General features: G+C 36.6%; 24 protein-coding genes and 2 tRNA genes. 3 read left to right on the plus strand and 23 right to left on the minus strand.

Going from position 1 to position 26,581, the window contains the following annotated elements:
* Positions 1–17: 17 nt before the first annotated feature.
* Both tilS and ACFVR1_RS18210 read right to left on the minus strand, forming a co-directional pair.
* A complete protein-coding gene (gene tilS / locus ACFVR1_RS18205) occupies positions 18–1,406 on the minus strand; it encodes a tRNA lysidine(34) synthetase TilS (RefSeq protein WP_387586058.1) in 1,389 nt (462 codons plus the stop codon).
* Positions 1,407–1,508: 102 nt separating this feature from the next.
* Positions 1,509–3,884 (minus strand): SpoIIE family protein phosphatase, encoded by a 2,376-nt coding sequence (locus ACFVR1_RS18210; protein WP_387586060.1) that lies wholly within the window; start codon positions 3,882–3,884, stop codon positions 1,509–1,511.
* 197 nt (positions 3,885–4,081) lie between these two features.
* On the opposite strand from ACFVR1_RS18210, the gene ACFVR1_RS18215 reads away from it, so the two are divergent.
* The 3 genes from ACFVR1_RS18215 (at position 4,082) to ACFVR1_RS18225 (ending at position 5,030) form a co-directional block, all read left to right on the plus strand.
* Positions 4,082–4,155: transfer RNA gene (locus tag ACFVR1_RS18215), tRNA-Met, on the plus strand.
* A gap of 12 nt (positions 4,156–4,167) precedes the next feature.
* Positions 4,168–4,239: transfer RNA gene (locus tag ACFVR1_RS18220), tRNA-Glu, on the plus strand.
* 77 nt (positions 4,240–4,316) lie between these two features.
* Positions 4,317–5,030 carry a nucleotidyltransferase domain-containing protein gene (locus tag ACFVR1_RS18225; protein WP_387586061.1) on the plus strand — a complete coding sequence of 238 codons (714 nt, stop codon included), beginning with the start codon at positions 4,317–4,319 and terminating at the stop codon, positions 5,028–5,030.
* 407 nt (positions 5,031–5,437) lie between these two features.
* Here the strand turns inward: ACFVR1_RS18225 and ACFVR1_RS18230 are convergent, their stop codons facing one another.
* The 21 genes from ACFVR1_RS18230 to purR form a co-directional block, all read right to left on the minus strand.
* On the minus strand, positions 5,438–5,887 hold the full coding sequence (locus ACFVR1_RS18230) for a DinB family protein (RefSeq protein WP_387586063.1): 450 nt from the start codon (positions 5,885–5,887) through the stop codon (positions 5,438–5,440).
* 360 nt (positions 5,888–6,247) lie between these two features.
* Positions 6,248–6,982, minus strand: a complete 735-nt coding sequence (locus ACFVR1_RS18235) for an amino acid ABC transporter ATP-binding protein (protein ID WP_387586064.1) — start codon at positions 6,980–6,982, stop codon at positions 6,248–6,250.
* A gap of 25 nt (positions 6,983–7,007) precedes the next feature.
* Positions 7,008–7,742, minus strand: a complete 735-nt coding sequence (locus ACFVR1_RS18240) for an amino acid ABC transporter permease (protein WP_387586065.1) — start codon at positions 7,740–7,742, stop codon at positions 7,008–7,010.
* On the minus strand, positions 7,696–8,520 hold the full coding sequence (locus ACFVR1_RS18245; RefSeq protein WP_387586067.1) for an amino acid ABC transporter substrate-binding protein: 825 nt from the start codon (positions 8,518–8,520) through the stop codon (positions 7,696–7,698). Before ACFVR1_RS18245 ends, ACFVR1_RS18240 begins: the two co-directional genes overlap by 47 nt.
* Positions 8,521–9,817: 1,297 nt before the next feature.
* Positions 9,818–10,249, minus strand: a complete 432-nt coding sequence (locus tag ACFVR1_RS18250; protein ID WP_053591080.1) for a S1 domain-containing RNA-binding protein — start codon at positions 10,247–10,249, stop codon at positions 9,818–9,820.
* A 135-nt stretch (positions 10,250–10,384) separates the two neighbouring features.
* Positions 10,385–10,780 (minus strand): FtsB family cell division protein, encoded by a 396-nt coding sequence (locus tag ACFVR1_RS18255; RefSeq protein WP_387586069.1) that lies wholly within the window; start codon positions 10,778–10,780, stop codon positions 10,385–10,387.
* Between the two features lie 23 nt (positions 10,781–10,803).
* Entirely contained in the window at positions 10,804–11,301 is a 498-nt protein-coding gene (gene yabQ / locus ACFVR1_RS18260) for a spore cortex biosynthesis protein YabQ (RefSeq protein WP_387586071.1), read from the minus strand.
* The gene (gene yabP, locus ACFVR1_RS18265) at positions 11,298–11,600 is read right to left on the minus strand and encodes a sporulation protein YabP (RefSeq protein WP_387586073.1); all 303 of its coding nucleotides are present in this window, start codon (positions 11,598–11,600) and stop codon (positions 11,298–11,300) included. Before yabP ends, yabQ begins: the two co-directional genes overlap by 4 nt.
* 117 nt (positions 11,601–11,717) lie before the next feature.
* Entirely contained in the window at positions 11,718–12,008 is a 291-nt protein-coding gene (locus ACFVR1_RS18270) for an RNA-binding S4 domain-containing protein (protein WP_387586074.1), read from the minus strand.
* Positions 12,009–12,015: 7 nt separating this feature from the next.
* Positions 12,016–13,473 (minus strand): bifunctional methyltransferase/pyrophosphohydrolase YabN, encoded by a 1,458-nt coding sequence (gene yabN / locus ACFVR1_RS18275; protein ID WP_387586075.1) that lies wholly within the window; start codon positions 13,471–13,473, stop codon positions 12,016–12,018.
* Positions 13,474–13,485: 12 nt separating this feature from the next.
* Positions 13,486–15,093 carry a putative polysaccharide biosynthesis protein gene (locus tag ACFVR1_RS18280; protein WP_387586076.1) on the minus strand — a complete coding sequence of 536 codons (1,608 nt, stop codon included), beginning with the start codon at positions 15,091–15,093 and terminating at the stop codon, positions 13,486–13,488.
* Between the two features lie 275 nt (positions 15,094–15,368).
* Entirely contained in the window at positions 15,369–15,905 is a 537-nt protein-coding gene (gene spoVT, locus ACFVR1_RS18285; RefSeq protein WP_387586122.1) for a stage V sporulation protein T, read from the minus strand.
* 86 nt (positions 15,906–15,991) lie between these two features.
* Positions 15,992–19,525 (minus strand): transcription-repair coupling factor, encoded by a 3,534-nt coding sequence (gene mfd, locus ACFVR1_RS18290; protein ID WP_387586077.1) that lies wholly within the window; start codon positions 19,523–19,525, stop codon positions 15,992–15,994.
* Positions 19,526–19,639: 114 nt separating this feature from the next.
* On the minus strand, positions 19,640–19,870 hold the full coding sequence (locus ACFVR1_RS18295) for an anti-sigma-F factor Fin (RefSeq protein WP_387586078.1): 231 nt from the start codon (positions 19,868–19,870) through the stop codon (positions 19,640–19,642).
* Between the two features lie 45 nt (positions 19,871–19,915).
* Positions 19,916–20,479 carry an aminoacyl-tRNA hydrolase gene (pth, locus tag ACFVR1_RS18300; protein ID WP_387586080.1) on the minus strand — a complete coding sequence of 188 codons (564 nt, stop codon included), beginning with the start codon at positions 20,477–20,479 and terminating at the stop codon, positions 19,916–19,918.
* An 86-nt stretch (positions 20,480–20,565) separates the two neighbouring features.
* On the minus strand, positions 20,566–21,168 hold the full coding sequence (locus ACFVR1_RS18305; protein ID WP_387586082.1) for a 50S ribosomal protein L25/general stress protein Ctc: 603 nt from the start codon (positions 21,166–21,168) through the stop codon (positions 20,566–20,568).
* Positions 21,169–21,240: 72 nt separating this feature from the next.
* On the minus strand, positions 21,241–22,200 hold the full coding sequence (locus tag ACFVR1_RS18310; protein WP_387586084.1) for a ribose-phosphate diphosphokinase: 960 nt from the start codon (positions 22,198–22,200) through the stop codon (positions 21,241–21,243).
* 22 nt (positions 22,201–22,222) lie between these two features.
* Complete coding sequence (gene glmU, locus ACFVR1_RS18315; RefSeq protein WP_387586086.1) at positions 22,223–23,593, minus strand: bifunctional UDP-N-acetylglucosamine diphosphorylase/glucosamine-1-phosphate N-acetyltransferase GlmU; 1,371 nt, start codon at positions 23,591–23,593, stop codon at positions 22,223–22,225.
* Between the two features lie 507 nt (positions 23,594–24,100).
* Positions 24,101–24,388, minus strand: coding sequence for a septation regulator SpoVG (gene spoVG / locus ACFVR1_RS18320; protein ID WP_387586088.1), 288 nt, complete (start codon positions 24,386–24,388; stop codon positions 24,101–24,103).
* A gap of 964 nt (positions 24,389–25,352) precedes the next feature.
* Positions 25,353–25,724, minus strand: a complete 372-nt coding sequence (locus tag ACFVR1_RS18325; protein ID WP_387586090.1) for a RidA family protein — start codon at positions 25,722–25,724, stop codon at positions 25,353–25,355.
* Positions 25,702–26,553, minus strand: a complete 852-nt coding sequence (purR, locus tag ACFVR1_RS18330; RefSeq protein ID WP_387586092.1) for a pur operon repressor — start codon at positions 26,551–26,553, stop codon at positions 25,702–25,704. Before purR ends, ACFVR1_RS18325 begins: the two co-directional genes overlap by 23 nt.
* Positions 26,554–26,581 lie beyond the last annotated feature (28 nt).

Consider the following 26,581-nt stretch of genomic DNA (forward strand, 5'->3'; position numbering starts at 1 on the left):
TTAGTCCCCCCTAATAGTTAATTTTGTTTTAAGTATATGACATAATTTTGCCCTTGATACTCCTTTGAAAACCGCTTTTCATAACGTAGTCCAATCACCGCAAGTATATCATTGTTCTGATTTACGAGAAGTGGCCAAACACGTCTATCCTCAGCTGAGACCTTTTCGTCTATAAATAATCGAGAAACCTTCTTTGGCGATGACATCCCTTTCACTTGAATGCGATCTCCTTCTTCTTTTTGCCTTATAAAAAGCGGTAGCGAATTATTTTCCAATTGAACAAACCATTTTTCATTTGAAATATTCCCATTTAAATTACTCGTTAAATAAATGGAAAAACCAGCACCAATATCATGCCAATAATCCTCTTGAATTACAATTTCCCCTGGTAGTGGAGATTCATGAAAAGAAGATGTAAATTGGACCGTATTATAATGACGAACGAGGAGAAAACCGTTTGGTAAGTGAATTTCCATGTTGCCTTCACACTCATTACAAACCGAAAGAATGGACTCAACTAATCGATCATTTAGTAGGATCTCGGATTCATTGTAGAGATAGTTTAATAGTAGTAGAACTACTCTTCTTTGTAAAGCGCTGGGAACTTCAGAAAAGCGCATAGTATCAAGAAAAAAGTTGCCATTTGAATTAATCGTCACAAGCTGTTCAAACTTTTCTTTAGCCATCACCTTAAGAAGAGCATCATCCTGTTGTTGTTTCTCAACAAATGATTGAATTTTGTCACTCACATGTGAGTTTTCCTCTACTAAAAAAGGCACCACTTTATGACGAATACGATTTCGAGTATATGTATGTTTGTCATTGCTCGGATCATGTCTAAAATTTTGATGTAACAGTTGGATATAATCGAGAATTTCATCTTTTGTTACACATAAAAAGGGCCGAATAATCTCCCCTACTGAAAAGGATCTTCTCATAGGTATTCCCGTGATAGAAGAGGCCAGCGTTCCCCTCACCAAGGACATCACTACTGTCTCAATTTGATCAACGGCATGATGACCCAGTACTAATTTTTGATATTTATGCTTTTCCATTATCCTTTCGAAATATGCATAGCGTTCCTCTCTACAAATAACCTGAACATTACCACCTTCAATGGAAACCCTGTTTGGAACTTCAATTTTTGTACCGTAAAAAGGTATTCGTAGAGTTTCCGCAAGCTGCTCAACAAAACGCATATCCTCTTCAGATTCCTCTCCTCTTAACTGATGGTCGGTGTGAACAATAGCTATTTCACATGCATACTCCTTTTGAAGTTCATATAGTACACGTACCAATGCAACCGAATCTGCTCCACCAGAACAAGCGAGAAGAAGACGCTCTCCTTCTTCTATCAACTTATGCTTGTCAATGTATTTTTTTACTTTTTGAACGAACGGGAGCATCTTCTCACCTCTTTTCTATTTAATATCTATTCAGATTCCGGTGTTTGTAGTCCTGTGAGACATCGAAGTAGGCACTGCTTGTCAGCGCCTCCGCATTTCTTATTAGTGTACCATTTTTTCTTGAAATTTGGTTGTTTCGCGTGGTGAAAAAATGGACCATTCCGGAACAACATGTCTCACTTGCATGAAAATAACGGTTCGATCGTCTCCAGGCAATGAATAAGTCTCCTCCAACTTCTTTACGAACCTCTCTGCATTCATTGTAGGATCTTGTAATATTTTTTGGTAATACATCTCCTGTTTTTCAATGGAAGTATTAGATGAGAAAACACCATCTGAAAGCATTAATAGAATATCTCCATCCTTAATATCGACTTTCCTTGCCTCTATTGTAAAAGTAGGTAGAAAACCAAATGGCACATGCTTACTTTCGATTTTGCGCATCTCATTTCCTCTAATTAAATACGTCGACATACTCCCTGCTTTCCATGACCAAAGCTCTCCTTTTTGTAAATCAATCAATGCTAAATCTACTGTCGCATAACTATCGGTATCATCTTGCAAACTCATCATATAGTGCAGTGTATGCATAGTGGTTTCAGGATCCATTTTTTTATTTAAACATTCCCGCATAAAATGCATTACTCTTCTACTTTCTCGATGCGCTTCAATATCATTCCCCATTCCGTCAGATAAAATAACAGCTAGTAATCCTGGATGCAAGGAAAAAACAGCATGTGCATCCCCCGAATATATCGTGTTTCTACTAGATGAAGTATAAATGTCATGCCTTACTTCAAAGCGAACAGATGATTTACACGTCATTTGAATATGTTCATATGGATGATGGATTTCCTTCATAGAGGTTATTTCAAATGGTTCTTTCCATAAGTCGTAAAAAATAGGAAGTATTAATCTTTCTCCAACCATTTTTGCTTTGGATTCTACAGGCAAACAACAGACTACTTCCATCTGCCCCACCGCAATATTTAAAACATCTATTTGAAAAAAAGGAATATTACATTGCTGAAATTTCTGCTTCACCTCTTCCTCATGAGATGTATATAAAGTCATACTATTATCTAAATTATTCATAAGTTCACTCATATGGTTGCCCATATCACGAAGCTTTAATGCATACATTTTCTTTCCATGCTGTAGCTGGTTATTTAACCGTTTCTTTGCTTCCCTTTCTGTTAGCTCTTGAATAATTTGCCCTGGCTTAACGCATTTATATTGAATTTTCTTTTCTAATTGTATCCTACTTTTTTTAGTTTCGTCCTCCCATTGTTCCATTAATAATGGGATGCCATTGGATTTCTCTCCCCAGCATTTTTCATACTGAAAACAGGACTGGCATGTTGAAAAAGACATGTTCCTTTCTTTACGAACCGATTCTTTAGAGTCAAATCGATCGGATATAAAACGTGTAATAAAATCAGCGAAATGCTGAAATTCTTTCAATTGATTGTTTACTTTTTCTGTCATCCACTTTTGCCTTCGTATGAGGATATTTGATGAATCCGGGAAAAGTTGATCCTTTAAATATTTTATCCATTTTGAAGGAATGGTAAAAAACAATAACGAAGCAGTTACAAGGGATCCAATATAAACAGTATCTAAAGGTAATGTACGATCATATAAAATAAAGAAAAACGTTGCCCCAAGCATACTGAACGCCTGCCATAACCTTCCAAAAGGTTTATGCAAACCAGCTAAAAATCCAGTAATTGCGTATACAGCGATCATTCCACTAAAGCTGAGCTTCGAAATACTTAATATCGTTCCTGCTAGCACCGCTACCACGGTCCCAAGTTGAACACCACCAACTGCAGCGGCTATAGCAATTACTAAATGAGCAAGTAATAAGGGAATAGAAACATATCCAAAAATAAAGGAAGACATTCCGGTTAAAACCAATGCTCCTATTAATAAAGCGGCACCCATTCTTTCTGCAGTCCACCTTCTATGAAGAAAGTCTGGTAGTGGTAGAAATAACTGAAACAAAAATATGGTCATAAACAAACTCAAAACACCTTCATATCCTATTGCGAGCCAAACGGAACCTGGAATACTTCCCGAGTACGAAACATACTGCCATATAGCTTGAACACAAACAACATCTATAAGCACAAACAGAGGTAAAGGTATTTTCTTTATCGTCCTTTTTAAATGGAGCGGAAAAATCATTGCTTGCATGGCATGAATTAACACTTGTCCTAGTCCTAGAGTAATACTCCCTAGTAAAGCCCCTGCAATTGCCCAAGGTAAAAAACGTTGAAATCGTAAGTTTACCAATGCCCATATTGGTAGGAAAAATGGAACGGAAGCTTCAAATAGTACGACTTGTGCTAAGAAAAAAGCAAGAATAAAAAAAATAACGTTAAATGAAATGGATACTTTTCGTACTTGTATACCTTCCCAAACCTTTCTCCACGTAAATCCTCTTTTTTGACCTTGCCCATATAACGTTTTCAAAAGTAACATACCTCCTATTCAGCTATTGATGGAAGTATACATACAATTAGAACAAAAAGTATGTCTATTTCTGGCATTTGCATTTAAAAAGTTTTCGACTCTTTTAGCCAATTAATAAAAAATTTTTAAAAAATTATTCCAAGAAGTATTGACACTTTGACCAATCGCTTGTAATATGTAATTTGTTCGTTAAAAACGGCGGCGTAGCTCAGCTGGCTAGAGCATTCGGTTCATACCCGAAAGGTCGTGGGTTCGACTCCCTCTGCCGCCATTTATTTTTAAAGGCCCCTTGGTCAAGCGGTTAAGACACCGCCCTTTCACGGCGGTAACACGGGTTCGAATCCCGTAGGGGTCATCAATTGAAAAGCAGGTTCAAAAGTGAAGTCTTTTGAACCTGCTTTTTTTACATAAAAAATTCAAGGAGAACTATAAATGAATTCAAATAGACTAAAGCCTATTGAAGCTGCCACCCAATTTATTTCTCAAAATTTTCCTAATTGCCAAGGTGCACTTTTAGCAGGGAGCATAGTCCGAGGAGAAGCGACAGAAACTTCTGATTTAGATATTGTAGTTTTTATCCAAGATCTTCCTTCCTGCTACAGAGAATCATTAATAAAAGATGGTTGGCCGATAGAAGTTTTTGTACATAATTTAACGTCATACAAAAGTTTCTTTGAAAGCGATAGCAAAAGAGCTAGACCATCGCTACCTAAAATGGTAGCCGAAGGGATAATATTAAAAGACGAGGGTATCTTAGATTCAATCCAAAAAGAAGCCACACAACTAATAGTTAACGGTCCGGAAGTATGGTCTACCGACACGATAAATATAAAACGATACTTTATCACAGATGCTTTAGATGACTTTATTGGAAGTAAAAATAGAGTGGAAGAAATCTTCATCGCTAATACACTAGCTGAGCTAGTAAGTGAATTTGTTTTACGAACTAATCGCAAATGGATTGGTACATCTAAATGGATTGTACGTGCATTAAAAAACTATAATGAGCAGTTTTCAGAACAATTTGTCGAAGCTTTCGATCTTTATTATAAAAGCGGCGACAAAAATAAAGTAATTAATATAGCAGATGCTGTACTAGAGCCATATGGCGGTCGCTTATTCGATGGATTTTCAATAGGAAAATAATCTCTTAATCATTAACGATTACAGGATCGCATGATCACTAAGTTTAATTAAACTATTTCTATCCTCTTAGCGATAGCTGGGCTAAATCCTCTTTTAGGTATTACTCACTTAATGGATTGTAGTGAAAGGTGGCGACTCCAGCCGGAGGCCAACAGGATGTTGTTCACGAAGGCGTTGCCACACGATGTGGCACTCTTAGCCTTTGTTCCTCTGTGAGACAGATGAGCCATCACAACGAACGCGTAGCGGCGCCCCCGCGGAACGCGTCCACCTGAAACGGAAATCCGCGGTATTATTTAAAGCTATTATCAATAGTATCTCTAAAACCTATAATTTCTAATTTTTAATATAACAAATTAAATAGGCATCTAGAATTTTAAATATACCAAACCCTTGATGCCCAATTTTTATTTATGCATTATCTGCTTTTTATGATGATTATCATGATGAATAAAATCAGCAAAATAACTACGAATAGTTAATTTATGCTCGCCAATAAAGAAAGCTTTGTCCCATTCAACTTCATCAATTTGACGAAGCTGCTCTAAAATAGCTTGACGCTGTTTTTTTGCATAATCAAGGGTTTCTTTAAATGATTGCTCATGAGATAGTGCTGCTGCCTTAGCATTAAAACCTTCGAAATCGGGAAACGATTCAAGCTTTTCCCCTTCGTTCATTCGCGGTAGACGTTCTTCTAATGTAAAACGATCCCATTCAGCTAAATGCATTACTATTTCATTTGGCGACCACTTACCTTCTGCATATGGAGATGTTGCTTGTTCTTCCGAAAGCTCCTGCAAGGTATCTATCCACTCTAAGTAATTCCGTTGGTGCTCAAGTATCTTTTCTTTATTCAAATGAATCACTCCCGCATTTTCTTTACATATTTTTAATTCGAGATGTAAATTCAATTTACCTCCTTATTCAAATTATTTTCGCCAATCTATTGTTAAATAAGTTGTCAAAAAACAAAAAAAGTAGAGGGGGAAATTTCAACAATTTCCACACTCTGCTTTAGTTTTTAATTTTAAGAAAATCATTGATAGAAGCTACGCACCAGAGGGAATAGCGTTAGCAGAAGCACACCACTAGCGTATAGGTAACGGGCTTGCGCAGGAGCGAATGATATTAGAACTTTTTTAGACTTATACACTTTATCAGTTGCCTCCGGAAATAGAGCAGTTTTAATGCTATTCTTTTGTTAAAGTACCTGCGTCTTATTTTATTAAATTTAAAAACTGACGAGTACGTTCTTCTTTTGGGTGCATGAACATATCACTTGGAGAGCTGCGTTCTATAATTTTCCCTTGATCCATAAAGAGCACTTCATTGGCTACGTCATTAGCAAAACGCATTTCATGTGTCACTACAACCATCGTAATTCCTTCACTAGCTAAGTCTTTCATTACTTGAAGAACTTCCCCAACAAGTTCTGGATCTAAAGCAGAAGTTGGTTCATCAAACAACATTATTTCTGGCTCAAGTGCAAGTGCTCGTGCTATACCCACACGTTGTTGCTGTCCACCTGATAATTGGTGTGGAAAATAATCGAGTTTGTCTGCAAGTCCTACCTTTTGTAAAAGGATAGCTGCCTTCTCTCTTGCTTTTTCCTTATCTTCCTTTTTAACTGTAACTGGACCTTCCATTACATTCTGCAACGCTGTCATATGTGGAAAAAGATTGTAATGCTGAAAGACCATTGCGGATTTTCTTCGAAAGCTTTCCACTTCTTTTTTCACCATTCGTCTTGAAAAGTCTAGCGTTTGATCGCCAATTGTAATATTTCCTTCAGAGGGAACCTCTAACACATTCAAACAGCGTAACAACGTTGTCTTTCCAGAACCAGATGGTCCGATAACAACAATTACCTGTCCTTTCTCAATGGACAAATCAATTCCTTTTAATACTTCTAAATCATTAAAACGTTTAACTAATCCTTTAATGTTAATCATCGTTAATCCCCCTTCCCCTACTACATCATTTCGATACATACCGATCAAATCGATCTTCTAATTTTCCTTGAACAATAGAGAGGAAGAAACAGATGATCCAATAAAGAATTGCAACTTCGGAATATAGCAAGAGGAACTCATAGTTTGTTGCTGCAATTTCTTGCGCACGTCTGAACATTTCAGTTACTAAAATCAGGGAAGCAAGCGAAGTGTCTTTTATCAAACTAATAAAAGTGTTAGATAATGGAGGAATTGAGACTCGCGTTGCTTGCGGTAAAATAACCCGTCGCAATGACTGCACATAATTCATACCCATCATTTGAGCAGCTTCCCATTGACCTTTTGGTATCGACAATATAGCAGCACGAATCACTTCAGAAGCATAAGCACCTACATTTAATGAAAACCCTAAAACAGCAGCGGGAAACGGGTCAATTACAATCCCAATGGATGGCAAACCATAAAACAAAATAAACAATTGAACGAGTAAAGGGGTGCCACGAATAGAAGAAACATAAGCTCTAGCTAACCATTGAAGAGGTTTTGCATTTGAAATTCGGGATAAGGCTGTCAATACGGCTATTATTAAACCAAGAAAAAAAGTAATAAGCGATAATGGCAACGTATAGACAACAGCTCCCTCCAGCAAAGGCTGAAGGGAGGATCTAGCTATCGTTATATAACGTTCTAATTTGTCTGGGTCTATATCGAAACTATTCCAAAACATTTTCGCCAAACCACTTAACAGAAATTTTTTCATACGTTCCATCTTCAATTATTTCGTTTAACGCTTTATTTACCGCATCTACTAAAGTTTCGTTTCCTTTGCGGAACATAAAACCACTTTGAGAAGCATCATCTGCTTCGGCAACAATTTTAACTGCTGCATCTGGCTTATTTTTCTTAAAATCTAAAACGGATAACTTATCGTTAATTGTAACATCGACACGTTTTGAGTTAATCAGCTCTATTGCTTGGTTAAAGCCCTCGACACCTACTAACGTTGCTCCATAGGATTTTGCTAAATCAGCATAGTTACTTGTTAGTGATTGTGCAGACCGTAGACCTTTTATATCTTCAAAACTTTTCACATCGCTGTTATCCGTGTTCGTTACTAACACCGCTGCAGAAGAAATATACGGCTTAGAAAAATCATATTTTTCTAAGCGATCTTCACGAATCCCTACTTGGTTTGCTATTACATCGAAACGCTTGGAGTCAAGACCGCCAAAAATAGCATCCCACTGTGTTTCCATAAACTTTGCTTTTACTCCTAAACGTGAAGCCACTTCTTCTGCTAATTCTACGTCAAAACCTGTTAGCTTCCCTGAGTCATCATGGAACGAAAACGGTGGATATGTTCCTTCTGTACCGATTAATAACTCACCGTTCCCTTTAATATTTGCCAATAAATCGTCACTAGCTTTGTTTTCGCTTGTATTATTTTTATCGGATGTTTTTTCATCTGAATTTCCGCATGCAGCAAGCATAAAAATCGATGTAGCTATAGCAAGCAATAAAATATATAACTTTTTCATTTTCATCCCCCTTATTCATATAGAATTACTAGGTTTTATAATATATTAAAAGAAAGCAAACGTCAAAGTATTTTGATTAACTTATTTAAATTTACTCTTCATGCATTTTCCCTATTCTATTCACCTATCATCAATTATTCCATCATTTTTTGACAATAAGAAAGACGCAAGTGTCCTTTAAGTGCATCCTGTCCTCATCGTTTCCAGAGTGCTTTGGAAGAAACATTGGGTACATCATTACCGTTAGAGTAATGGATAATGAAAGATAAGATGCTTTCATATTCTGTTAAAAGCGGACGAAGATACAATTTCGTCCGCGATTTCCCTACTTTATTAATCGATACTATATATTTTTCTCTATACCCACTTTTCCTATTGATAAACAAATGAAAGCACATGTTCATTATTTCGTTGAAACATAGTGTCTTTCTTATTTGCACTGTTGATTGAAGCGGAAGGCGGCGACTCCTAGGGGATTAGCAAGCAAATCAAGGCCCTGGACTGAGCGTAACGAAATTAATTTTTGCGACGAGCTTTGCGCAGGAGCAAAATCTTTTCTGCGACGAGCTTGCGCAGGAGCACAGTCTTTTCTGCGACGAGCTTGCGCAGGAGCACAGTCTTTTCTGCGACGAGCTTGCGCAGGAGCAAGAGAAGCTGCTTGATGCTTGCCCCCTGGAAACATACTAACATTAGTAGAAGTGAAGTCGAGCGGACGTGGGGATCTTAGAATCCGTAGAAGGAAACCGATTCACTTCACCCCCTTATTTGAATCAGTTTAGTATGTTGAATCCTCGAGATCGTGTATAAGAAAGTGGGATCGATAGGGCACTGTGAAGGCTTTTATGAAACAACCTAAGAAGGTGGATGAACGATGGAACATGTAATTGCTTTTAGATCTATTTGGCATGCAAATTAGAAAGAGAAAATCCTAATAAAGTAATTAATTTTAAAGGTGATAATTGATAAGTTCCTTTGTTTAGTATTCATTGTTGCTAGGAGTGCAGGTGCTCTACTCCTGCGGGAATAGCACATGTTTTCTGCACCGAAAGCGAAGCGGCAGGTACAAGAGCCTTGAGACCCCGCAGGTAGCGAAGCGAACTAGGGGGCTCAAGGCATGCTCGCGGAAAGCGAGCGCCGGAACGGAAAGCAACAACTCGTTGACTGCAGTGGAAACCAACCTGTTCACGGCATAAAAAATTTATATACTTTTTTATTCATTAAAAAAAGCCCAACCTAAGTTGGACTTTAATAATTTCATCTATTAAACATTTTTTCTACCGATAAAACAAACAGCAAATTACCCTCTTTTAGCGCCTCTGCCACCACGCTTAGATTCTGTTGCGCGCTTTAACGTAGACAAACGATCTTCACTGTCCTTTAAGAATCGTGCCATTTTCTGCTCAAAATTCTCTTTGTTTGGACGATCACGATCATTTGGGCGATTGTTGTTACGTGGACGCTGAGGACGTTCTGGTCTCTCTGGTCTTTCCGCTTGAGGCTTTGCTTTACGAATAGATAATCCGATTTTGCCATCCGCTTCAACATTCATCACCTTAACTTCAACAACATCTCCAACCTTCAAATGCTCATTAATATCTTTCACATAATTATCCGCAACTTCGCTAATGTGAACTAGACCTGTTGAGCCTCCTGGCAGCTCGACGAACGCTCCGAAGTTTGTGATTCCTGTTACTTTACCTTGTACCTTGCTGCCTACTTCAATTGACATAAAAAAAATGCTCCTCCTTAAAATTTAAGCGACTCTTTAACGTGTTTGTATGTTTTTTCATACAGACCTTACCTTTATTATATCCAACAAAAAAAGAGTGTCAATAAGACTACTCTTTTGAAGCGCTATTTTATATTATTTTTCCTTGCTTTCAGGCAAAGTAAAAATAATTTCCCCTTCTTCTGAAAGAAAGTAATCTCTTCTCAATAGTTTGCCAATGTACTCATCATCATTTAATTTGGAAATTTGAAGTTTTAATAGTTCTTGTTCTTCTTGTACTTTGGCAAGTTCTTCTGTTACTTGTTCTTTTTTCTTTCTTTTTTCTGCTAAAGCATTATTACTACTTAGCAATGTAGAAATTAAAATTCCAATAATTACAACTGACATAATACCAAATATAGATAAGCGTCTAAATAAACGAACTTTTTTAGCTTTATTACGATTTTCTTGACGTTCGATAGAGCGAACGTAATCAGTATTAATTGATGCAAGTGGTTTCTCAAAAGATACTTTTTTTTGATTTTCTCCCATTTCGCCTCTCCCGTCAAACTGTTTCAATTTTTCGTGTACTTTTTATTATAACGGAAGTTTGGTTTTTTCTGAAGGGCCAAATGCATTGTTTTTTTATATATAACTCGAAACGGTTTAGTAATAGCAAATATTATTAGGATTATAAAACTAATTAGTTTTCCAAAAACTACAAATAAAGCATGTACTATAAACCAAATTGGTTTAACTATTAAACGCAAAAAGATTCTTCCAGCCAATCGAAATGCGGGTTGAAATATCTTTTCGTATAAAAGTATTCCTAACAATTGCGCCAATGGATCATAAACTCTCCAAATTCCATCTCTTACTTCATATATTAACAAAAAAGTTCCTAATCCAAGTGAAGTCCAAATAATAATTTCTATACCTATCCGATATTTGAAAACAAAGGAACGCTTTGAAAAGCTTTCTGTAACAAAGCGCGTTCCTTCGATAATTGCTCCAATTAAAATTCCACTCACCATCATCAATAATAAGCTAACAAATTGGAGAGAAAGTGTCATCCGAATAGTTTATGAAGTAATCCTCTTGCTCCGTCTACCTGCTGCTCATCATCGTATTGCATAAGTCGAACGATTCCTTCTAATGTCAGGAGTCCTTTATCTACATCTAAGTGCACAATCTTTAATTCTTCTCCTTTAATGTGAAGGATTCCCTGTGATGTTCTAACGTAAAATTCTTGTTGGTCAAATCGTTCAATGGATTTTACTGATGTTAAATCCATTCTTTTTCGATTTCTTAGTGAAATCAAATGATCCCCCGATGGAATAGTAATTGTTTGGTTTTCTGCTTGAAATTGCATATACTCTCTCCTCTCCTTGTCCTATCTTTTTATTGTATGCTCATAAAAAAAAAGCATGACAGTTGCCATGCTTTTTCTTAAAATATTGGAAATTTTAATTTCTTTTTACTTCTCTTCTCAATCTTCATCATCAATAAATGCTGGATCTATTTTTTCTAGTCTTTCTTCTTTAATAATCGTGAACATAGATGCAGCATCTTCTTTTTTCGCAGAGTCCTTAATAGCATCGACAGTAGCAGTAACCACTTTTTGTCCGAAACGAATAGATAATTCATCTCCTGCCTTCACATCAGAACTAGCTTTTGCCACTTTTCCGTTAATCATTATTCTTCCTTGATCGGCCACTTCTTTTGCAAGCGTTCTTCGTTTTATCAACCTTGATACTTTTAAAAACTTATCTAATCTCATATTACCCCTACCTCTCTAATTTCTTTGCCTCATTCCAAAATTCATCAAGCTCACCTAATGAATAATGCGAAAAGTCCCCTTTTCCTTTTTTAACACTCGACTCAATGTATTGAAATCTTCTCTTAAACTTTTCATTTGCTTGTATCATAGCTTGTTCAGGAGATAACTCATAAAAACGCGCTAAATTGACAATTGTAAATAACACATCTCCAAGCTCATCCACTTGCATATCCTTCGTGCCATCTTTCAACTCTCTTTTCCATTCCTCTAGTTCTTCATCAAATTTCTCCCAAGCACCAGCCACATTCGGCCAATCAAAACCGACTTTAGCCACTTTCTTTTGATAATTAAAAGATGTGAGTAGGGAGGAATCGAATCGCCATTCTCCGTCTAATAGCGAACCTCCAACCTCTTTTTTCTCGTCTGTTTTGATTTTTTGCCAGTTACGAAGCACTTCTTCTGAATCGTTAGCAATAACATCTCCAAAAACATGCGGATGTCTCCGTATCATTTTATCCGAAACTGACTGAAGAACATCCTCTAAACTAAAGTATCCGTTGTCTTCGCCTATTTGCGCATGCAAAAACACTTGTAATAGCACGTCTCCTAGTTCTTCAACAATGTGATCATCATCTTCTTCATCAATAGCCTGTAATAACTCATAGATCTCTTCTATAGCAAATTTCTTTAGTGATGAGTGTGTTTGTTCCTGATCCCACGGACAGCCATTAGGCCCCCTTAGATCAGCCACAATTTTTCGTAATGTTTGCCATTCTTTCAATCGATTTTCTTGCTCCTGTATTGGTGGAACATATAATGTTGTTAGATTATCTAGTTCCATTACACGATCTAGCTTGTATAATGGCACTTTCGTTAGTTTCTCCTTTGTAGAGCCAGCAGCAGTAACAATCGTTACTTCGTACTCATCTGAATACTTCTCCATAAGCGTCAATTTTACTTCAGAAGCACTAAATGCATCGTACACCTGACCAATTAGCACATGCGAGTTCATTTGAATATTATCGCGTTTCAAACTGGTCCCATCTAGCAATTGAAACCCATCAATGGGATCTATTCGAAGTGCTGCAAAGATAGGGTCCAAGAAGCTTTGCCCACCTTCGATGTGAATTTTCACTTTCCCTTTTTTCTCTGCTTCAATTAATAATTGAACAGTTTGTTCAGCTACAAGTGGATGTCCAGGCACTGCATACATAATAGAAGATTCATTTGCTAGCTGAAGAAGTGTTTCGGCAATTTCCTCATAAACCGATTCAAATTGATCATTTCTTTCATATATCGCATCAAAACTTGTCCAAGAAAGCCCTTCTTTTTTTAATTCTTGCAAAACTGGATGCTGCTCCGTACGAACATAAAGATGTCCAGCAGCTTTAAGTTTTTTATATATTCCTAGAGTTAACTGATCTAAATCACTCGCACCTAGACCGATTATCGTAATTTCATTCATTTCCTCACAACCTTATTTTTCTTTATTCAACCATAGTTGGAATATAGCCATTCTTTTTCCGAACGGCAATAAAAACCACTCTTTCTCTCCGATAACTCGTCTTTTTGCAATAATTATTAGAAAAATAAACGCTCCAATTATCACTGCACTGAAAGAAATAAATACAGACTGGATTCGACTCGAAAAATTATCAAATAGAATCGTATCCGCTAACCATTCATACACCGTTACACCAACAATCATCATTAGTGAAGCAATTGCAATGCCTTTATAGAACACAAAAGGTGCAAATGAAATATTCCAATTCTTTTTAAAATAGTAAAGCATTAATAAAAACACAACGACTAAACTAATATTCCCGGAAATTGCCGCTCCTAATACACCATAAGTTGATATAAGCATACCATTAAATAGCCATTTACTGCATACGCCAATAAGTAAAAACAATGTAGGGATTTTTACTTTTCCAATTCCTTGAAGCATCGCCATTAACGTAAGAATTAAAGACATCCAAACAATCTGAATACAAAACACCATTATAGTAATCGATTCTTCTTTCGTTTGAAACAGCATTTCATTTACATATGGAAGAACAACAATAAGTCCCAGTGCTGCAGCTATTCCAAACGTGAATGCTACTCTAAATGTAAGTTGCATAAATGGGATAGCAGTTCTACCTTTTTCTTTATTCATTCGATGTGCAACTAGCGGTACGATGGCTAAGGACAATGTAGAAGCAATTACAATTCCCAATTGAACAAGTGGTTGCCCCCTATCATAAATCCCTTTTTTCTCCATCGCCTGTAATTTTCCCATACCATTTTCAAGTAATATTTGAAAAACCGTAAAGGAATCAACCAATTGAAAAAGTAAAAATAAAAGCGCACTTATACTTGCACTTATACTAATTATCGTCAAATCTTTTATAATCTTGTACGTTTTTAATTGTTGTTTTTGTTTTACACTTTTATGTACGAAACCTTTCCAATAAATAATAACAAGGAAGATAACTCCAACCAATTCCCCGACAACAGCACCGTACATCGCCATGCTTCCCGCTTTATATAAATCTAAACTTTTAGAAACGACAATCCATGTACCCAATAAAATGACTGTCACACGAACAATTTGTTCTACTACTTGAGCATATGCTACAGGGCCCATACGGCCGTCTGATTGAAATTTCCCTTTTAAAACAGCAAGCATTGGCATTAACAAAATAACAAAGGAACCAGCTTTTAATAACCTAGCTAGCTGCTTATCTCCCATTGCTTCTGCTAAAAATCCTGATCCAAAAAATAATAATAAAAAAAATATTATAGAGATTATTCCAATATAAACAAAGGCTATTTGCATAATCTTTGGGATTGCATTCGTTTTACCGGTCGATTTATAGTCAGATAAAATTTTTGATAGAGCAACAGCAAATCCAAAAGAGGTCCATGTCGTAATTATTCCAATGAATGGATAAATCTGTTGATAAATATAAAATCCTTCATCTCCAACTAAGTTTTGAAAAGGCACACGGTAAATAGCGCTGAGCAGCTTTACAATAATAGCCGATACGGTCAACATTGCCGCACCTTTCATATAAGTTTTCATATTCCATTCATTACTCATTCGATAATCCTTCTTCCATTCAGTCCAATGCATTCATTATACATCATGAAAAGCGCAAACGCCCTTTAAGTTCATCTTGTCTTCACCGCATTCGCTACAATATTACCGTTAGAATAATGGATCGCGAAGGTGCTTTGGGTTTAGATAATGAAAGATAATATCCTGTCCTACTTCTGAGGATTTGAGTAACTAGAGACAAAACTGTTCCACAAAGTTTCTTAAATAAAAAAGGCCTTCCCGTGTTAGAGAAAGACCTTTGTATATTTCTAAATAAATTAGCTTTCCATTTGTTTTGCTAAAAAATTTGCAGCAGTTTCGATTGCCTTCATTTCTGCTTCACCAATAAAGTGAACTTTAGATATAATAAATACTGCTCCAATTGGATCTCCTGATGAGATAATCGGTGCAATACAATATGACTTTACCGTTTCAAAAACTCCCGGCACCCATTCTACCGAGTTTTCGTGTTTTTCCGTAACTATTGATCGTTTTCCAACAATTTCTTCTACATCTGGACTTAGTCTTCTATTTAAATAGTCCTTTTTAGATAATCCTGCCGCTGCAATCATTTCATCACGATCACTTATTAAAACTGGTGTTCCTAACGTTTCGTATAGGGTTTCAGCATATTCCTTTGCAAAATCTCCAAGTTCACTAATAGGTGAATATTTTTTTAATATGACTTCTCCTTCTCTATCCGTAAAAATTTCCAGTGGGTCTCCTTCACGGATGCGAAGCGTTCTGCGTATTTCTTTTGGGATAACTACTCTACCTAAATCATCAATGCGTCGTACGATGCCTGTTGCTTTCATGTAATGTGCCTCACTTTCGACTGATTGGGTATTAAATTTCATTTCTGCCATAGTATGCATCACATTACCAAAAAATATGCAAAGTGTTAATTCACTTTAGTCGTTTCTTTTTTTGCTTCAGGCAATAGCCTCATCATTTCTTCCAAGATATCAAATGGATTAAACTTCCCAGTTTTTCGCTCATCTATTGTAATGACTAGATTCGTATTATCCATACTGAATCCCACTGCACGTCCATACTTCATTGATTTTTCAACAAGCATTGCACCATTTATACTTTTAGTGCCTTCCGCGCTAAAACGAATAGATACGATCTTGTTTACTTCTTTAATCGATTCTACCCCTACTTCTTTACCCCAAACCTTCATACGTGCAATTCGCAGCAGTTTTTCTGCTTCAAGCGGAATATCTCCAAAACGATCCTGTAATTCATCTACAAGGTCTAAATATTCTTCTTCCTTCTCCATCGCTTTCACACGTTTGTACATTTGAATTTTTTGATATCCATCTGGTATATATTCGTCTGAAATATAGGCATCCGTTGATAAAACAATTTCTAAATCTTGAATTTCTTCTTTTTTAATACCGGTCCGTTTTTCTTCAATAGCGTCTTCTAACATTTGTGTATATAAATCAAAACCAACCGAATCTATGAACCCATGTTGCTGAGACCCTAATAAATTTCCTGCTCCCCGAATTGATAGATCACGCATCGCTATCTTAAATCCAGATCCAAGCTCAGTAAATTCTTTTATTGCTTGTAATCTTTTTTCTGCTACATCTGTTAAAATCTTATCTCTTTGATGCATTAAGTAGGCATATGCAACTCGATTTGATCGTCCTACACGCCCGCGCAATTGATAAAGCTGAGATAATCCCATTTTATCTGCATCGTGGATAATAAGTGTATTTACATTTGGTATATCAATACCGGTTTCAATAATAGTTGTTGTCACGAGGACATCGTACTCGCCTTCTAAAAAGCTAATTATGACCGATTCCAGTTCGGATTCAGGCATCTGACCATGTGCAAAACCTACTCTTGCTCCAGGGACCAACATTTGAATCTCATCTACTTTTCGAGTAATGTCTTCTACTCGGTTATATAGATAAAATGCCTGTCCTCCTCTTGCTAATTCTCTTTCAATCGCCTCACGTACAAGCGATCCATTAAATTCCATAACATATGTTTGAACAGGAAAACGATTTTTGGGTGGTGTCTCAATAACCGATAAATCTCTCACACCTATCATCGACATATGCAATGTGCGAGGAATCGGAGTTGCAGTTAGCGTAAGGACATCTACGTTTGTTTTTAATTGTTTTATTTTTTCCTTATGCTTTACCCCAAAACGTTGCTCTTCATCGACAACTAAAAGCCCTAAATCATGGTATACAACATCCTTTGATAAAATACGATGTGTACCTACTACTACATCTACCATTCCTTTTTTTAACCCACTAATAGTCTCTGTTTGCTGTTTTTTGGAACGGAAACGACTGAGCAAGCCAACTTCAATTGGAAAGTCTTGAAAACGCTCTAGCATCGTTTCGTAATGTTGTTGAGCAAGGATAGTTGTCGGACAAAGGAATGCTACCTGTTTCCCTTCCATTACTGCTTTGAATGCAGCTCTTATAGCAACCTCTGTTTTTCCGTATCCTACATCTCCACAAATAAGGCGATCCATTGGACGCGGCTTTTCCATGTCTTGTTTTACTTCTTGAATGGAACGAAGCTGATCTTCTGTTTCCTCATATGGGAAAGCTGTTTCAAATGATCGCTGCATTTCTCCATCTGGTTCGTATGCGTATCCAACTTCAGACTCCCGTTTTGCATAAAGTTTCAATAACTCATCAGCTATATCCTGTACAGCTGCTGACACCTTAGTTTTAGTCTTTTTCCAATCTGCTCCACCTAGTTTATGTAGCTTTGGATCTTTTTCGCCGGAAGCAACATACTTTTGAATAAGGTCAATTTGATCCACAGGAACAAATAATTTATCCTCCCCACGATAGCGTATATGCAAATAGTCTTTATGAATTCCATTCACTAAAAGCGTTTCAATTCCAATATATTTCCCAATCCCATGATTAATATGTACAACATTATCGCCAGGTTTTATTTCAGAATAGCTTTTAATACGCTCCGCATTGGATACTTTTTGAGCTCTCGCTTTTTTCTTATGTTTTTGTTTAAACAATTCTGCATCTGTAATGACTGCAATTCGTTGAAGAGGTAATTCAAACCCGGCTTCCAAATCCCCATCTACAATAAAGATTCCTGGTTTCTTCAAATCTTCTTCAGAAGCACCAATCTTAGAAACTATTTCATAATCTTCCAAAACCGTATGAATCTTTTGTACACGGTCTTTCCCCTCTGCAAGAATAACAACACGAAACTTACCATTTGTAAATCTCTCAAGCTCATTTTTTAATAAATGCATTTGCCCATGAAAATTTTGCATTGGCTTACATGAAAAAGTAATATTCTTTTTAATCGTTATTCCTGAAAATGTACGAGAAAATAAAGAGAAGTAAAGTTTCTCGTTAGGAAGCATTTGAATAATTTCTTTCAAGTTAAAAGACGGTTTCACATCATGAACTGTTTTCCCTTCCTCTAACAACTCTAAAAACCAATCATTTTCCTCTCGTTCTAACGTCTCGGTAACTTCTTGAATTCTACCAAGTTCGTCAAATAACACCATCCCTTTTTGATTGAAATAGTTGCCTAAAAAGCTATTACTGTCTTCTAACAGCGAGACGTACTTCATAAATTGTTTTGGTTGCTCACCTTGTTTTAAAAGCTCAATATCATGTTGGATATTTTGATAAAATTGATCTTTTATTTCGGGTGTTTTTACTTTTTTTAGACTTTCTGCTAATGATTCTTCTAATTTATGTGCAAGTAGCTTCTTTTTATTTTCAGTTAAAACATATTCTGTTGCTGGTAAAATTCGAATGGCCTTTAATTTCTCTAAAGAACGTTGATCTTCAGCTGAAAATGAACGAATAGAATCTATCTCCGTATCAAACAGTTCAATACGGATAGGATGCTCTAAATAGAGTGGGTATATATCAACGATTCCACCTCTTAAAGCAAACTCCCCAGGAGCAGTAACCATAGGCTGTCGAATATACCCCATATTCACCAAGCTTTGCAAAAGTGTTTCTAGTACTACTTCTTCTCCTTCTGCAATAGAAACAGTACTCTCTTGCCAGTCTTTAACAGAAGGCATATGTTTTTTTAGACCAGCAATAGGCACAATGTAAACACCGTTTCTTCGCATTAGCATATGGTCAAGTGTTTCGATACGGTGTGCACGAAGCTCAGGACTTGCTATCGATATATCCGCAGCTATAAGCTCATCTGCAGGATACAAACGCACCAAATCATCGCCAACCAACTTTACTAAATCCTCCGTTAGTTTTTGAGCATGCAGTAAATTAGGAGCAACGATAAGAATAGCCTTTTTACGTGCACTATATAACATTTTAATAAATACTGCTCTTGCACTGCCAGAGAGACCAGTTATTAGCTGTTGATCTTGTCCAGCTTCCAACTCTTTCACTAGTTTTTGCATATGTTTATCTTCTATAAATAGATTGCTTAAAAGCTCCATTTCAACCCCCCGTTCTTAAAACAATAGCTTACTTCTCCTACTTAGCCTTGCTATGGCTAGATATCGTATCAAAATAGAAAAAGGCTTTGCGCACGAAAACGTGCCAAAGCAACTTTACTGTATCCACTTTTTTAACGCATAATAATTTGGAAACTTTTGAAGTGAACTTTGACAATCTTCACAAATGCATTGGACTGTATAATCTCCTTCAACTCCATGCATTATATATAAATCCTGTTCTTCTGGTGTGATATTGTTTTTCTGCAAAAATTGCTCATCTATCGAATCCAATGGCAATTGCCCTATTTCTGTTTCACAATGACGGCATTTATAACGAATGGTCATGCATAAAACCTCCTTTTTAGGAAGTATAGGTATGTACCTTAAAGTTTATGCACCATTGTATATATTCATCACTTCTAAGAAACTTTTTGATAGCCATGCTTCACATGCATCTGCACTCTTTTTAACAGCATCTAATACATCAGCTTTCTCTTCTTCTGTAAACCTAGATAAAACATAGTCAGGAACCTTCATTCCATTTGTCGGTCGATCAATCCCAATACGAAGTCGATTAAACTCCTGTGTACCTAAATGCTGAATGAGCGATTTAATCCCATTATGCCCTCCTGCGCTTCCTTTTTGACGAAGTCGTAATCTACCAACTTGTAAGTCTAAATCATCATAGACCACAACAATTTGGTCATCCTCTACATCAAAATAATCCATCATAGGCACAATACATTCGCCGGAAAGGTTCATATACGTTAATGGTTTTAGAAGCATTACTTTTTCAGTTCCAATATGGGAAATACCATACATACCATTAAATTTAGATTGAGTAAGGGGTATGTTAAGTCGATTTGCGAGTTCATCTATTACATGAAATCCGATATTATGTCTCGTCGCTTCATACTGTTTACCAGGATTCCCAAGTCCAACAATAATTTTCATTCATTTCCATTCCTTTAATACGTATTTCATTCATTTTATCATATTCATTAGAAAAAAGAGATTGTCATTAGACAATCTCTCTTCTTTTATGAATCTTCAGTTGGTGTATCGGTTTCTTCTACTTCAGTTGTTTCAGTTTCTTCCTCTTCCACGCGAGGTGCTGAAACAGTTGCCAATGTATAATCATCGTCATTTACAATTGTATAATCTGATATACCTCGAATTTCTGCTACTGTTAATGTATCACCGATCCCCATCCTTGATACATCCACCTCAATGCTCTCCGGAATCTCAGATGGTTTTACTGTAATTGTTACTTCACGATTTGGCTGTTGAAGAATTCCACCTTCAGAAACTCCAACGGAATCACCCTTTAAAGTCACTGATACATTTACTTCCAATTCTTCTTTCATGTTAATCGCTAAAAAATCCGCATGTATCATTTGACCTTTTAAAATATTCATTTGATAATCACTCATTACTACGTTGACTGTTTTGCCGTCAACTTCTAATTTCATGACACCATTGCGACCTACTTCACGAAGCGTTTTGGCTAAATCTTTTTCATTTACGGCAATGGATTGGGATTCCACTTGGAAACCATAAACTACTGCTGGTATAAATCCATTTTTTCTCAAACTTGCATTCTCATTATGTTTACGCTTTTGGGCATTGATTAGTGTACTCATAGTTTGTCATCCTCCTATAGGTTCCTACCTAGATTAATACCCATTTAGAGGAGGTTTCAAACGTTACAAAACTTAATCAAATAATGTGCTTACCGACTTCTCTTCGAAAACTCGTACAATCGCATCACCTAGAAGTTTTGCTACAGATAATTCTTTTATTTTTGGAGAAGTTTTATCCTCAGATAACTGAATTGAGTTCGTAATAACCAATTCTTTTATCACTGAGTTATCAATTCGTTCAATTGCAGGACCAGATAATACTGGATGAGTACAACATGCATAAACTTCTTTTGCACCACTTTCCATTAATGCTTGAGCTGCTATGGAAATAGTACCCGCAGTATCAATAATATCGTCAATTAATATAGCGGTTTTTCCTTCCACATTACCAACAATATTCATTACTTCCGCAACATTTGGACGTGGACGACGTTTATCAATAATTGCAATAGGCGTTTTAAGACGATCTGCCATCTTACGAGCACGTGTCACTCCACCGTGATCTGGAGATACAATAACTACTTCTGATGGGTTCAAGTTTTTGCTTAAGAAATAATCAGATAAAATAGGTACAGCTACTAAATGATCAATTGGAATATCAAAGAATCCTTGAATTTGAGGTGCGTGTAAATCAAGTACGATTGCACGTGTTGCACCTGCAGTTGTTAACAAGTTTGCTACAAGTTTCGCTGTAATTGGTTCACGTGCACGTGCTTTTCTATCTTGACGAGCATATCCATAGTAAGGTAAAACTACACTAACTGTACGAGCTGAAGCACGTTTAACTGCATCTAACATTATTAATAATTCCATAATGTGCTCATTTACAGGGCCAGACGTTGATTGGACGATAAATACATCACAACCACGAATACTTTCATCTATATTAATCTGAACTTCTCCATCACTAAAACGAGTTACAGTACTTTTTCCTAGTGGAACTCCTACTTCTTTTGCGATTTCTTCAGCTAATTTTTTATTAGAATTTAAAGTAAATATTTTTAATTTTGAATTAGAATATTGTTCTGGCATGGTAATCCTCCTGAAAATTGGGTTATTTTAAATTTAGTTTGTTTACATAGCCTTCTTTATTTTCTTGTCGAGCACGAGCTATAGCGAGCGATTCTCCGGGAACATTTTTTGTTATCGTAGAGCCTGCTGCAATGTATGCGCTATTGCCAATTGTAACTGGTGCTATTAAATTGGAGTTACAACCAACAAAAGCATTATCTTCAATCTTTGTTACAAACTTATTTTTCCCATCATAGTTGACAGTAATTGTTCCACATCCAATATTTACATTGGAGCCAATAGAGGCATCACCCATATAGCTTAAATGAGAGATTTTGCTCCCATTATCTACTATGGATTTTTTCACTTCGACAAAGTTACCAATCTTCACATTATTTCTAATCTCAGTCTGTGGACGAATATGTGCAAATGGGCCAATAGATGTTTGATCGCCAACCTCGCTTGATAGAATTACAGACGAGTGGATAGTCGTTCCTGTACCAATTACACTAGAATCTATATGACTGTTTGGACCAATGATGCAGTTTTCCCCAATAATAGTTTTTCCTTCAATGATTACTCCGGGCTGGATAACTGTATCCGACCCAATGATAGCGTCGCTACTAATGTATGTATTTTGAGGATCAATAATTGTCACGCCTTCACGCATATGGTGATGTGCAATACGAGATCTCATAATTTGTTCTGCTTGAGAAAGTGCAATTCGATCATTTATGCCCAAAATTTCGTCGAAGTCTTTTGCAGCATAGGCAGAAATTACCTCTCCACCTTTTTGTAATATCTCAATTACATCAGGTAAATAATATTCACCTTGGGCATTCTCATTTTTTACTAATTTCAACGATTTGAATAATGCTTCGTTATCAAAACAATAAGTTCCTGAGTTAATTTCATTTACAAGTTGTTCTTCTGCAGATGTATCTTTTTGTTCTACAATACTTTTAACATTTCCATCTTCCGCGCGAATAACTCTCCCATAACCTGTTGGATCATTCGCAATTGCTGTTAATATGGTTGCCTTTGCACCTGTTTCTTTATGATGATTCAATAAATCACTCATTGTTTCTGCAGTAATAAGAGGAGTATCTCCACATACAACAATGGTTGTTCCTGAAAGATTTAAAAGAGCATTCTCCGCTTGTAACACGGCATGAGCTGTTCCTAGTTGCTCCGCTTGCAAGGCATATTCACTTCTATTACCTAACTTACTTTGAACAGTTTCCGCACCATGTCCAACGATTGTTATAATTTTTTCTACGCCTAGCTTCTCCATGTTTGATACAACATGTTCTACCATTGGCTTTCCACAAACAGGATGTAATACTTTATATAGACTAGACTTCATACGAGTTCCCTTACCAGCAGCTAACACAACCGCATAAGTATTTGTCATTTTCCGTTTCCCTCCAGTGGGCTAATTTCCTCTTTTGACTATAGCGGAAAAAGAGTGATTTTTCAAGGAAATATCTCTTGACAAATACATGACAAAACTAGTAATATGGATAATTTTTGCACAAAAAAAACCATTTCTTATGAAATGGTTTCAGGTTGTAGACAAAGTCATTTTTAATTGGTATCTCTTCATACTGTCTTGAATACGCTTGTCAGTCGAGGCGCGCTGGCACGAGGCGGAAGCGAATAGAACTAAAGTTCATGAGCTTACAATGAAGTGCAAGCAACGAAGAATGCGAGCGTTTGTTAACAGTCTGAAACCTTTTGAATTTCCCGAGGAAGAACATACCAGCAAGATCTTGTAGAGGAGCTTATGCTATGGAAGAGGCTTGATGTTTTTGTCCGCGAAAAGAGAATGTCTTTTTTCAGACTCAATTTTTCTTTGCAATTTATAAAAAAAAAATTATAAAATACAATTTTTACCTCATTCTTTTAAAATATTGATTTACTAATAACTAGCCTCTACTATTTGCTCCTCTGGTTCACCACTTAAATGATAAGCATATAACACCGCTTCTTGGATTTTAGTGCGAGTTCCAGAATTTATAGGATGAGCTACATCTCTAAATTCACCCTCTGGAGTTCTTTTACTCGGCATTGCAACAAATAACCCCGCATTTCCATCAATTACTCGTATATCGTGTACAACAAACTCGTTGTCCAGTGTAATGGAAGCGATAGCCCTCATACGACCATCTGATAGTACCTTACGTAATCTCACGTCAGTAACTTCCACTTTTACACCACCCCTCTTCTTAGTTGAAAAAATCCTTTTATAATTATTCTACAAAACTCACCAGTATCCTTCTTTCTTGTGAAATTTTTTTCAATATTATAATATAATAGTTTTTTTATATCTTTTACCTCTTTATTTTAAGAAAAACCGGGCAAAAATACGCCCGGTTCTTTCAAGAAGAGTATGTATGAATGTTGTTGCTTTCCGCTGTGTGGCCTTCCGATCATGCACCTGCCGCTTCGCTTTCGGTGCAGAAAACATCTGCTATTCTCGCAAAAGTCGTCGCCTATGCTCCAAACAACTAGTATGCACGGGACGATTTATAATTGCTTAGAGTTAGGGAACTACAATTTATCTGGATGCACAAAATTTCACTAAATTTTAAAAAGTAATAGCATGTCCTATCCAACAACGATTACAGGATGGTATGATCACTACGTTTACTTAAACTATTTCTACCCTCTTGCTAATAACCTAATCCTGCGAAACCAGTGTTCCTAGTATTTTATAGGATTAAATAATACCGGGGATTTCCGTTTCAGGTGGACGCTTTCCGCGGGGTGAGCGATGAGCCATCACCGCCGCTACGCGTTCGTTGTGATGACTCATCTGTCTCACTCATCCCGCTGGAGTCGCCACCTTTCACTACAATCCATTAAGTGAGTAGTACCTAAAAGAAGATTTAGCCCAACTATTGCTAAAGTAAATCAAGACCCTGGACGGAGCGCAGCGAAATTAATTTCTACGACGAGTTTTCGCAGAAGCAAGGGAAGTGATATTTTATAAAATCCTTCCCCTCTTTTATAAACGGTGAATCTATGGTTAATTTCCCCCTCAATTGGTGACGTTAAATAGTATGTTTTACAAAATACCACGATTACTGGGTCCCTAATAGCCAAGTTTATTTACTTTCTTAATCTTTTAAAAAAAGGGTATGCCTTCCTCGGAAAGCATACCCTTTTGTTTAAACTACTGCTATTACTTCTATTTCAACTTTTACATCTTTCGGGAGTCTTGCTACTTCTACAGCTGAGCGAGCTGGTTTATGCCCAGCAAAATGCTTTTCATATGCTTCGTTAAATTCAGCAAAATCATTCATATCTTTTAGGAATACTAGTGTCTTAACTACTTTTGATAATGAAGTTCCGGCTTCTGTAAGAACCGCGTTTAAATTAGCAAATACTTGTGCTGTTTGTTCTGTAATAGAGCCTTCTACAACTTCGCCTTGTGGAGTTAATGGAATTTGCCCTGAACTGTAAAACATTCCGTTAACAAGAATTCCCTGTACATATGGTCCGATAGCTGCCGGTGCATTAGTTGTTGATACTGCTTTCATCAAAGTTTCCACCCTTCTCAAAATAGTTTCCTTCTGCTAAAGCAATTGTACCATCTTTTTCATTTACTTCATGTAATTTTATAAGTGATAAATATTCATCCACTAATTGCTCGCCTTCATGATCTGCTTCCACTAGGACAGCTATACCTGCAAGCTCACAATTAAACTCTTCAAGCAAGCTTTTCATCCCATTAATTGTCCCGCCAACTTTCATAAAATCGTCTGTGATTAATACTCGTTGACCTTTTTCCATACTTCTTTTAGAGAGAACCATAGTTTGTATACGTCTTGCAGACCCAGATACGTAATTAATACTTACCGTCGGACCCTCCGTTACTTTACTATCTCTACGAACAACAACAACCGGTACATTTAAATGTCTTGCAATAGCGTGTGCGATCGAAATACCTTTAGTAGCAACCGTCATAATCGCATCTATTTTTTCACCTGCAAAAGCGGATGCAAATACTTTACCTACTTTATTCATAAGAGATGGGTTACCTAATAAATCCGTCATATATAAATAACCACCAGGTAACAGACGATCCGCTTTTGATAGCTGATCCATGAGGCTCATCGTTATTTCCTTCACGTCGTTTCTTGTCATTGTAGGTATGAACTTTACACCTCCAGCTGCTCCTGGTACGGTTATAAGTAAGCCTCTACCTCTTTCCTCAAATGTTTCTTTTATAATCGTTAAATCTTCACTTATAGAAGATTTTGCGGATTGATATAAAGATGCAAAGAACGTTAAAGGAATTAACTTATGAGGATGCTCTATCATGTATTGCGTCATATCTACGAGTCGTTCACTTCTTTTCCATTTCATACAATCACCTCCAAACACGAATGTTTTA

The sequence above is a fragment of the Psychrobacillus sp. NPDC058041 genome (genome assembly GCF_042885655.1).
In the GTDB taxonomy this organism is placed as follows: Bacteria; Bacillota; Bacilli; order Bacillales_A; family Planococcaceae; genus Psychrobacillus.

What these genes read in the sequence shown, in the direction of transcription:
- tilS (WP_387586058.1), bottom strand. Translation starts at nt 1,406, where the DNA reads ATGCTCCCGTTCGTTCAAAAAGTAAAAAAATACATTGACAAGCATAAG.
- ACFVR1_RS18225 (WP_387586061.1), top strand. Translation starts at nt 4,317, where the DNA reads ATGAATTCAAATAGACTAAAGCCTATTGAAGCTGCCACCCAATTTATT.
- ACFVR1_RS18235 (WP_387586064.1), bottom strand. Translation starts at nt 6,982, where the DNA reads ATGATTAACATTAAAGGATTAGTTAAACGTTTTAATGATTTAGAAGTA.
- ACFVR1_RS18240 (WP_387586065.1), bottom strand. Translation starts at nt 7,742, where the DNA reads ATGAAAAAATTTCTGTTAAGTGGTTTGGCGAAAATGTTTTGGAATAGT.
- ACFVR1_RS18245 (WP_387586067.1), bottom strand. Translation starts at nt 8,520, where the DNA reads ATGAAAAAGTTATATATTTTATTGCTTGCTATAGCTACATCGATTTTT.
- ACFVR1_RS18250 (WP_053591080.1), bottom strand. Translation starts at nt 10,249, where the DNA reads ATGTCAATTGAAGTAGGCAGCAAGGTACAAGGTAAAGTAACAGGAATC.
- ACFVR1_RS18255 (WP_387586069.1), bottom strand. Translation starts at nt 10,780, where the DNA reads ATGGGAGAAAATCAAAAAAAAGTATCTTTTGAGAAACCACTTGCATCA.
- yabQ (WP_387586071.1), bottom strand. Translation starts at nt 11,301, where the DNA reads ATGACACTTTCTCTCCAATTTGTTAGCTTATTATTGATGATGGTGAGT.
- yabP (WP_387586073.1), bottom strand. Translation starts at nt 11,600, where the DNA reads ATGCAATTTCAAGCAGAAAACCAAACAATTACTATTCCATCGGGGGAT.
- ACFVR1_RS18270 (WP_387586074.1), bottom strand. Translation starts at nt 12,008, where the DNA reads ATGAGATTAGATAAGTTTTTAAAAGTATCAAGGTTGATAAAACGAAGA.
- yabN (WP_387586075.1), bottom strand. Translation starts at nt 13,473, where the DNA reads ATGAATGAAATTACGATAATCGGTCTAGGTGCGAGTGATTTAGATCAG.
- ACFVR1_RS18280 (WP_387586076.1), bottom strand. Translation starts at nt 15,093, where the DNA reads ATGAGTAATGAATGGAATATGAAAACTTATATGAAAGGTGCGGCAATG.
- spoVT (WP_387586122.1), bottom strand. Translation starts at nt 15,905, where the DNA reads ATGAAAGCAACAGGCATCGTACGACGCATTGATGATTTAGGTAGAGTA.
- mfd (WP_387586077.1), bottom strand. Translation starts at nt 19,525, where the DNA reads ATGGAGCTTTTAAGCAATCTATTTATAGAAGATAAACATATGCAAAAA.
- ACFVR1_RS18295 (WP_387586078.1), bottom strand. Translation starts at nt 19,870, where the DNA reads ATGACCATTCGTTATAAATGCCGTCATTGTGAAACAGAAATAGGGCAA.
- pth (WP_387586080.1), bottom strand. Translation starts at nt 20,479, where the DNA reads ATGAAAATTATTGTTGGACTTGGGAATCCTGGTAAACAGTATGAAGCG.
- ACFVR1_RS18305 (WP_387586082.1), bottom strand. Translation starts at nt 21,168, where the DNA reads ATGAGTACACTAATCAATGCCCAAAAGCGTAAACATAATGAGAATGCA.
- ACFVR1_RS18310 (WP_387586084.1), bottom strand. Translation starts at nt 22,200, where the DNA reads ATGCCAGAACAATATTCTAATTCAAAATTAAAAATATTTACTTTAAAT.
- glmU (WP_387586086.1), bottom strand. Translation starts at nt 23,593, where the DNA reads ATGACAAATACTTATGCGGTTGTGTTAGCTGCTGGTAAGGGAACTCGT.
- ACFVR1_RS18325 (WP_387586090.1), bottom strand. Translation starts at nt 25,724, where the DNA reads ATGAAAGCAGTATCAACAACTAATGCACCGGCAGCTATCGGACCATAT.
- purR (WP_387586092.1), bottom strand. Translation starts at nt 26,553, where the DNA reads ATGAAATGGAAAAGAAGTGAACGACTCGTAGATATGACGCAATACATG.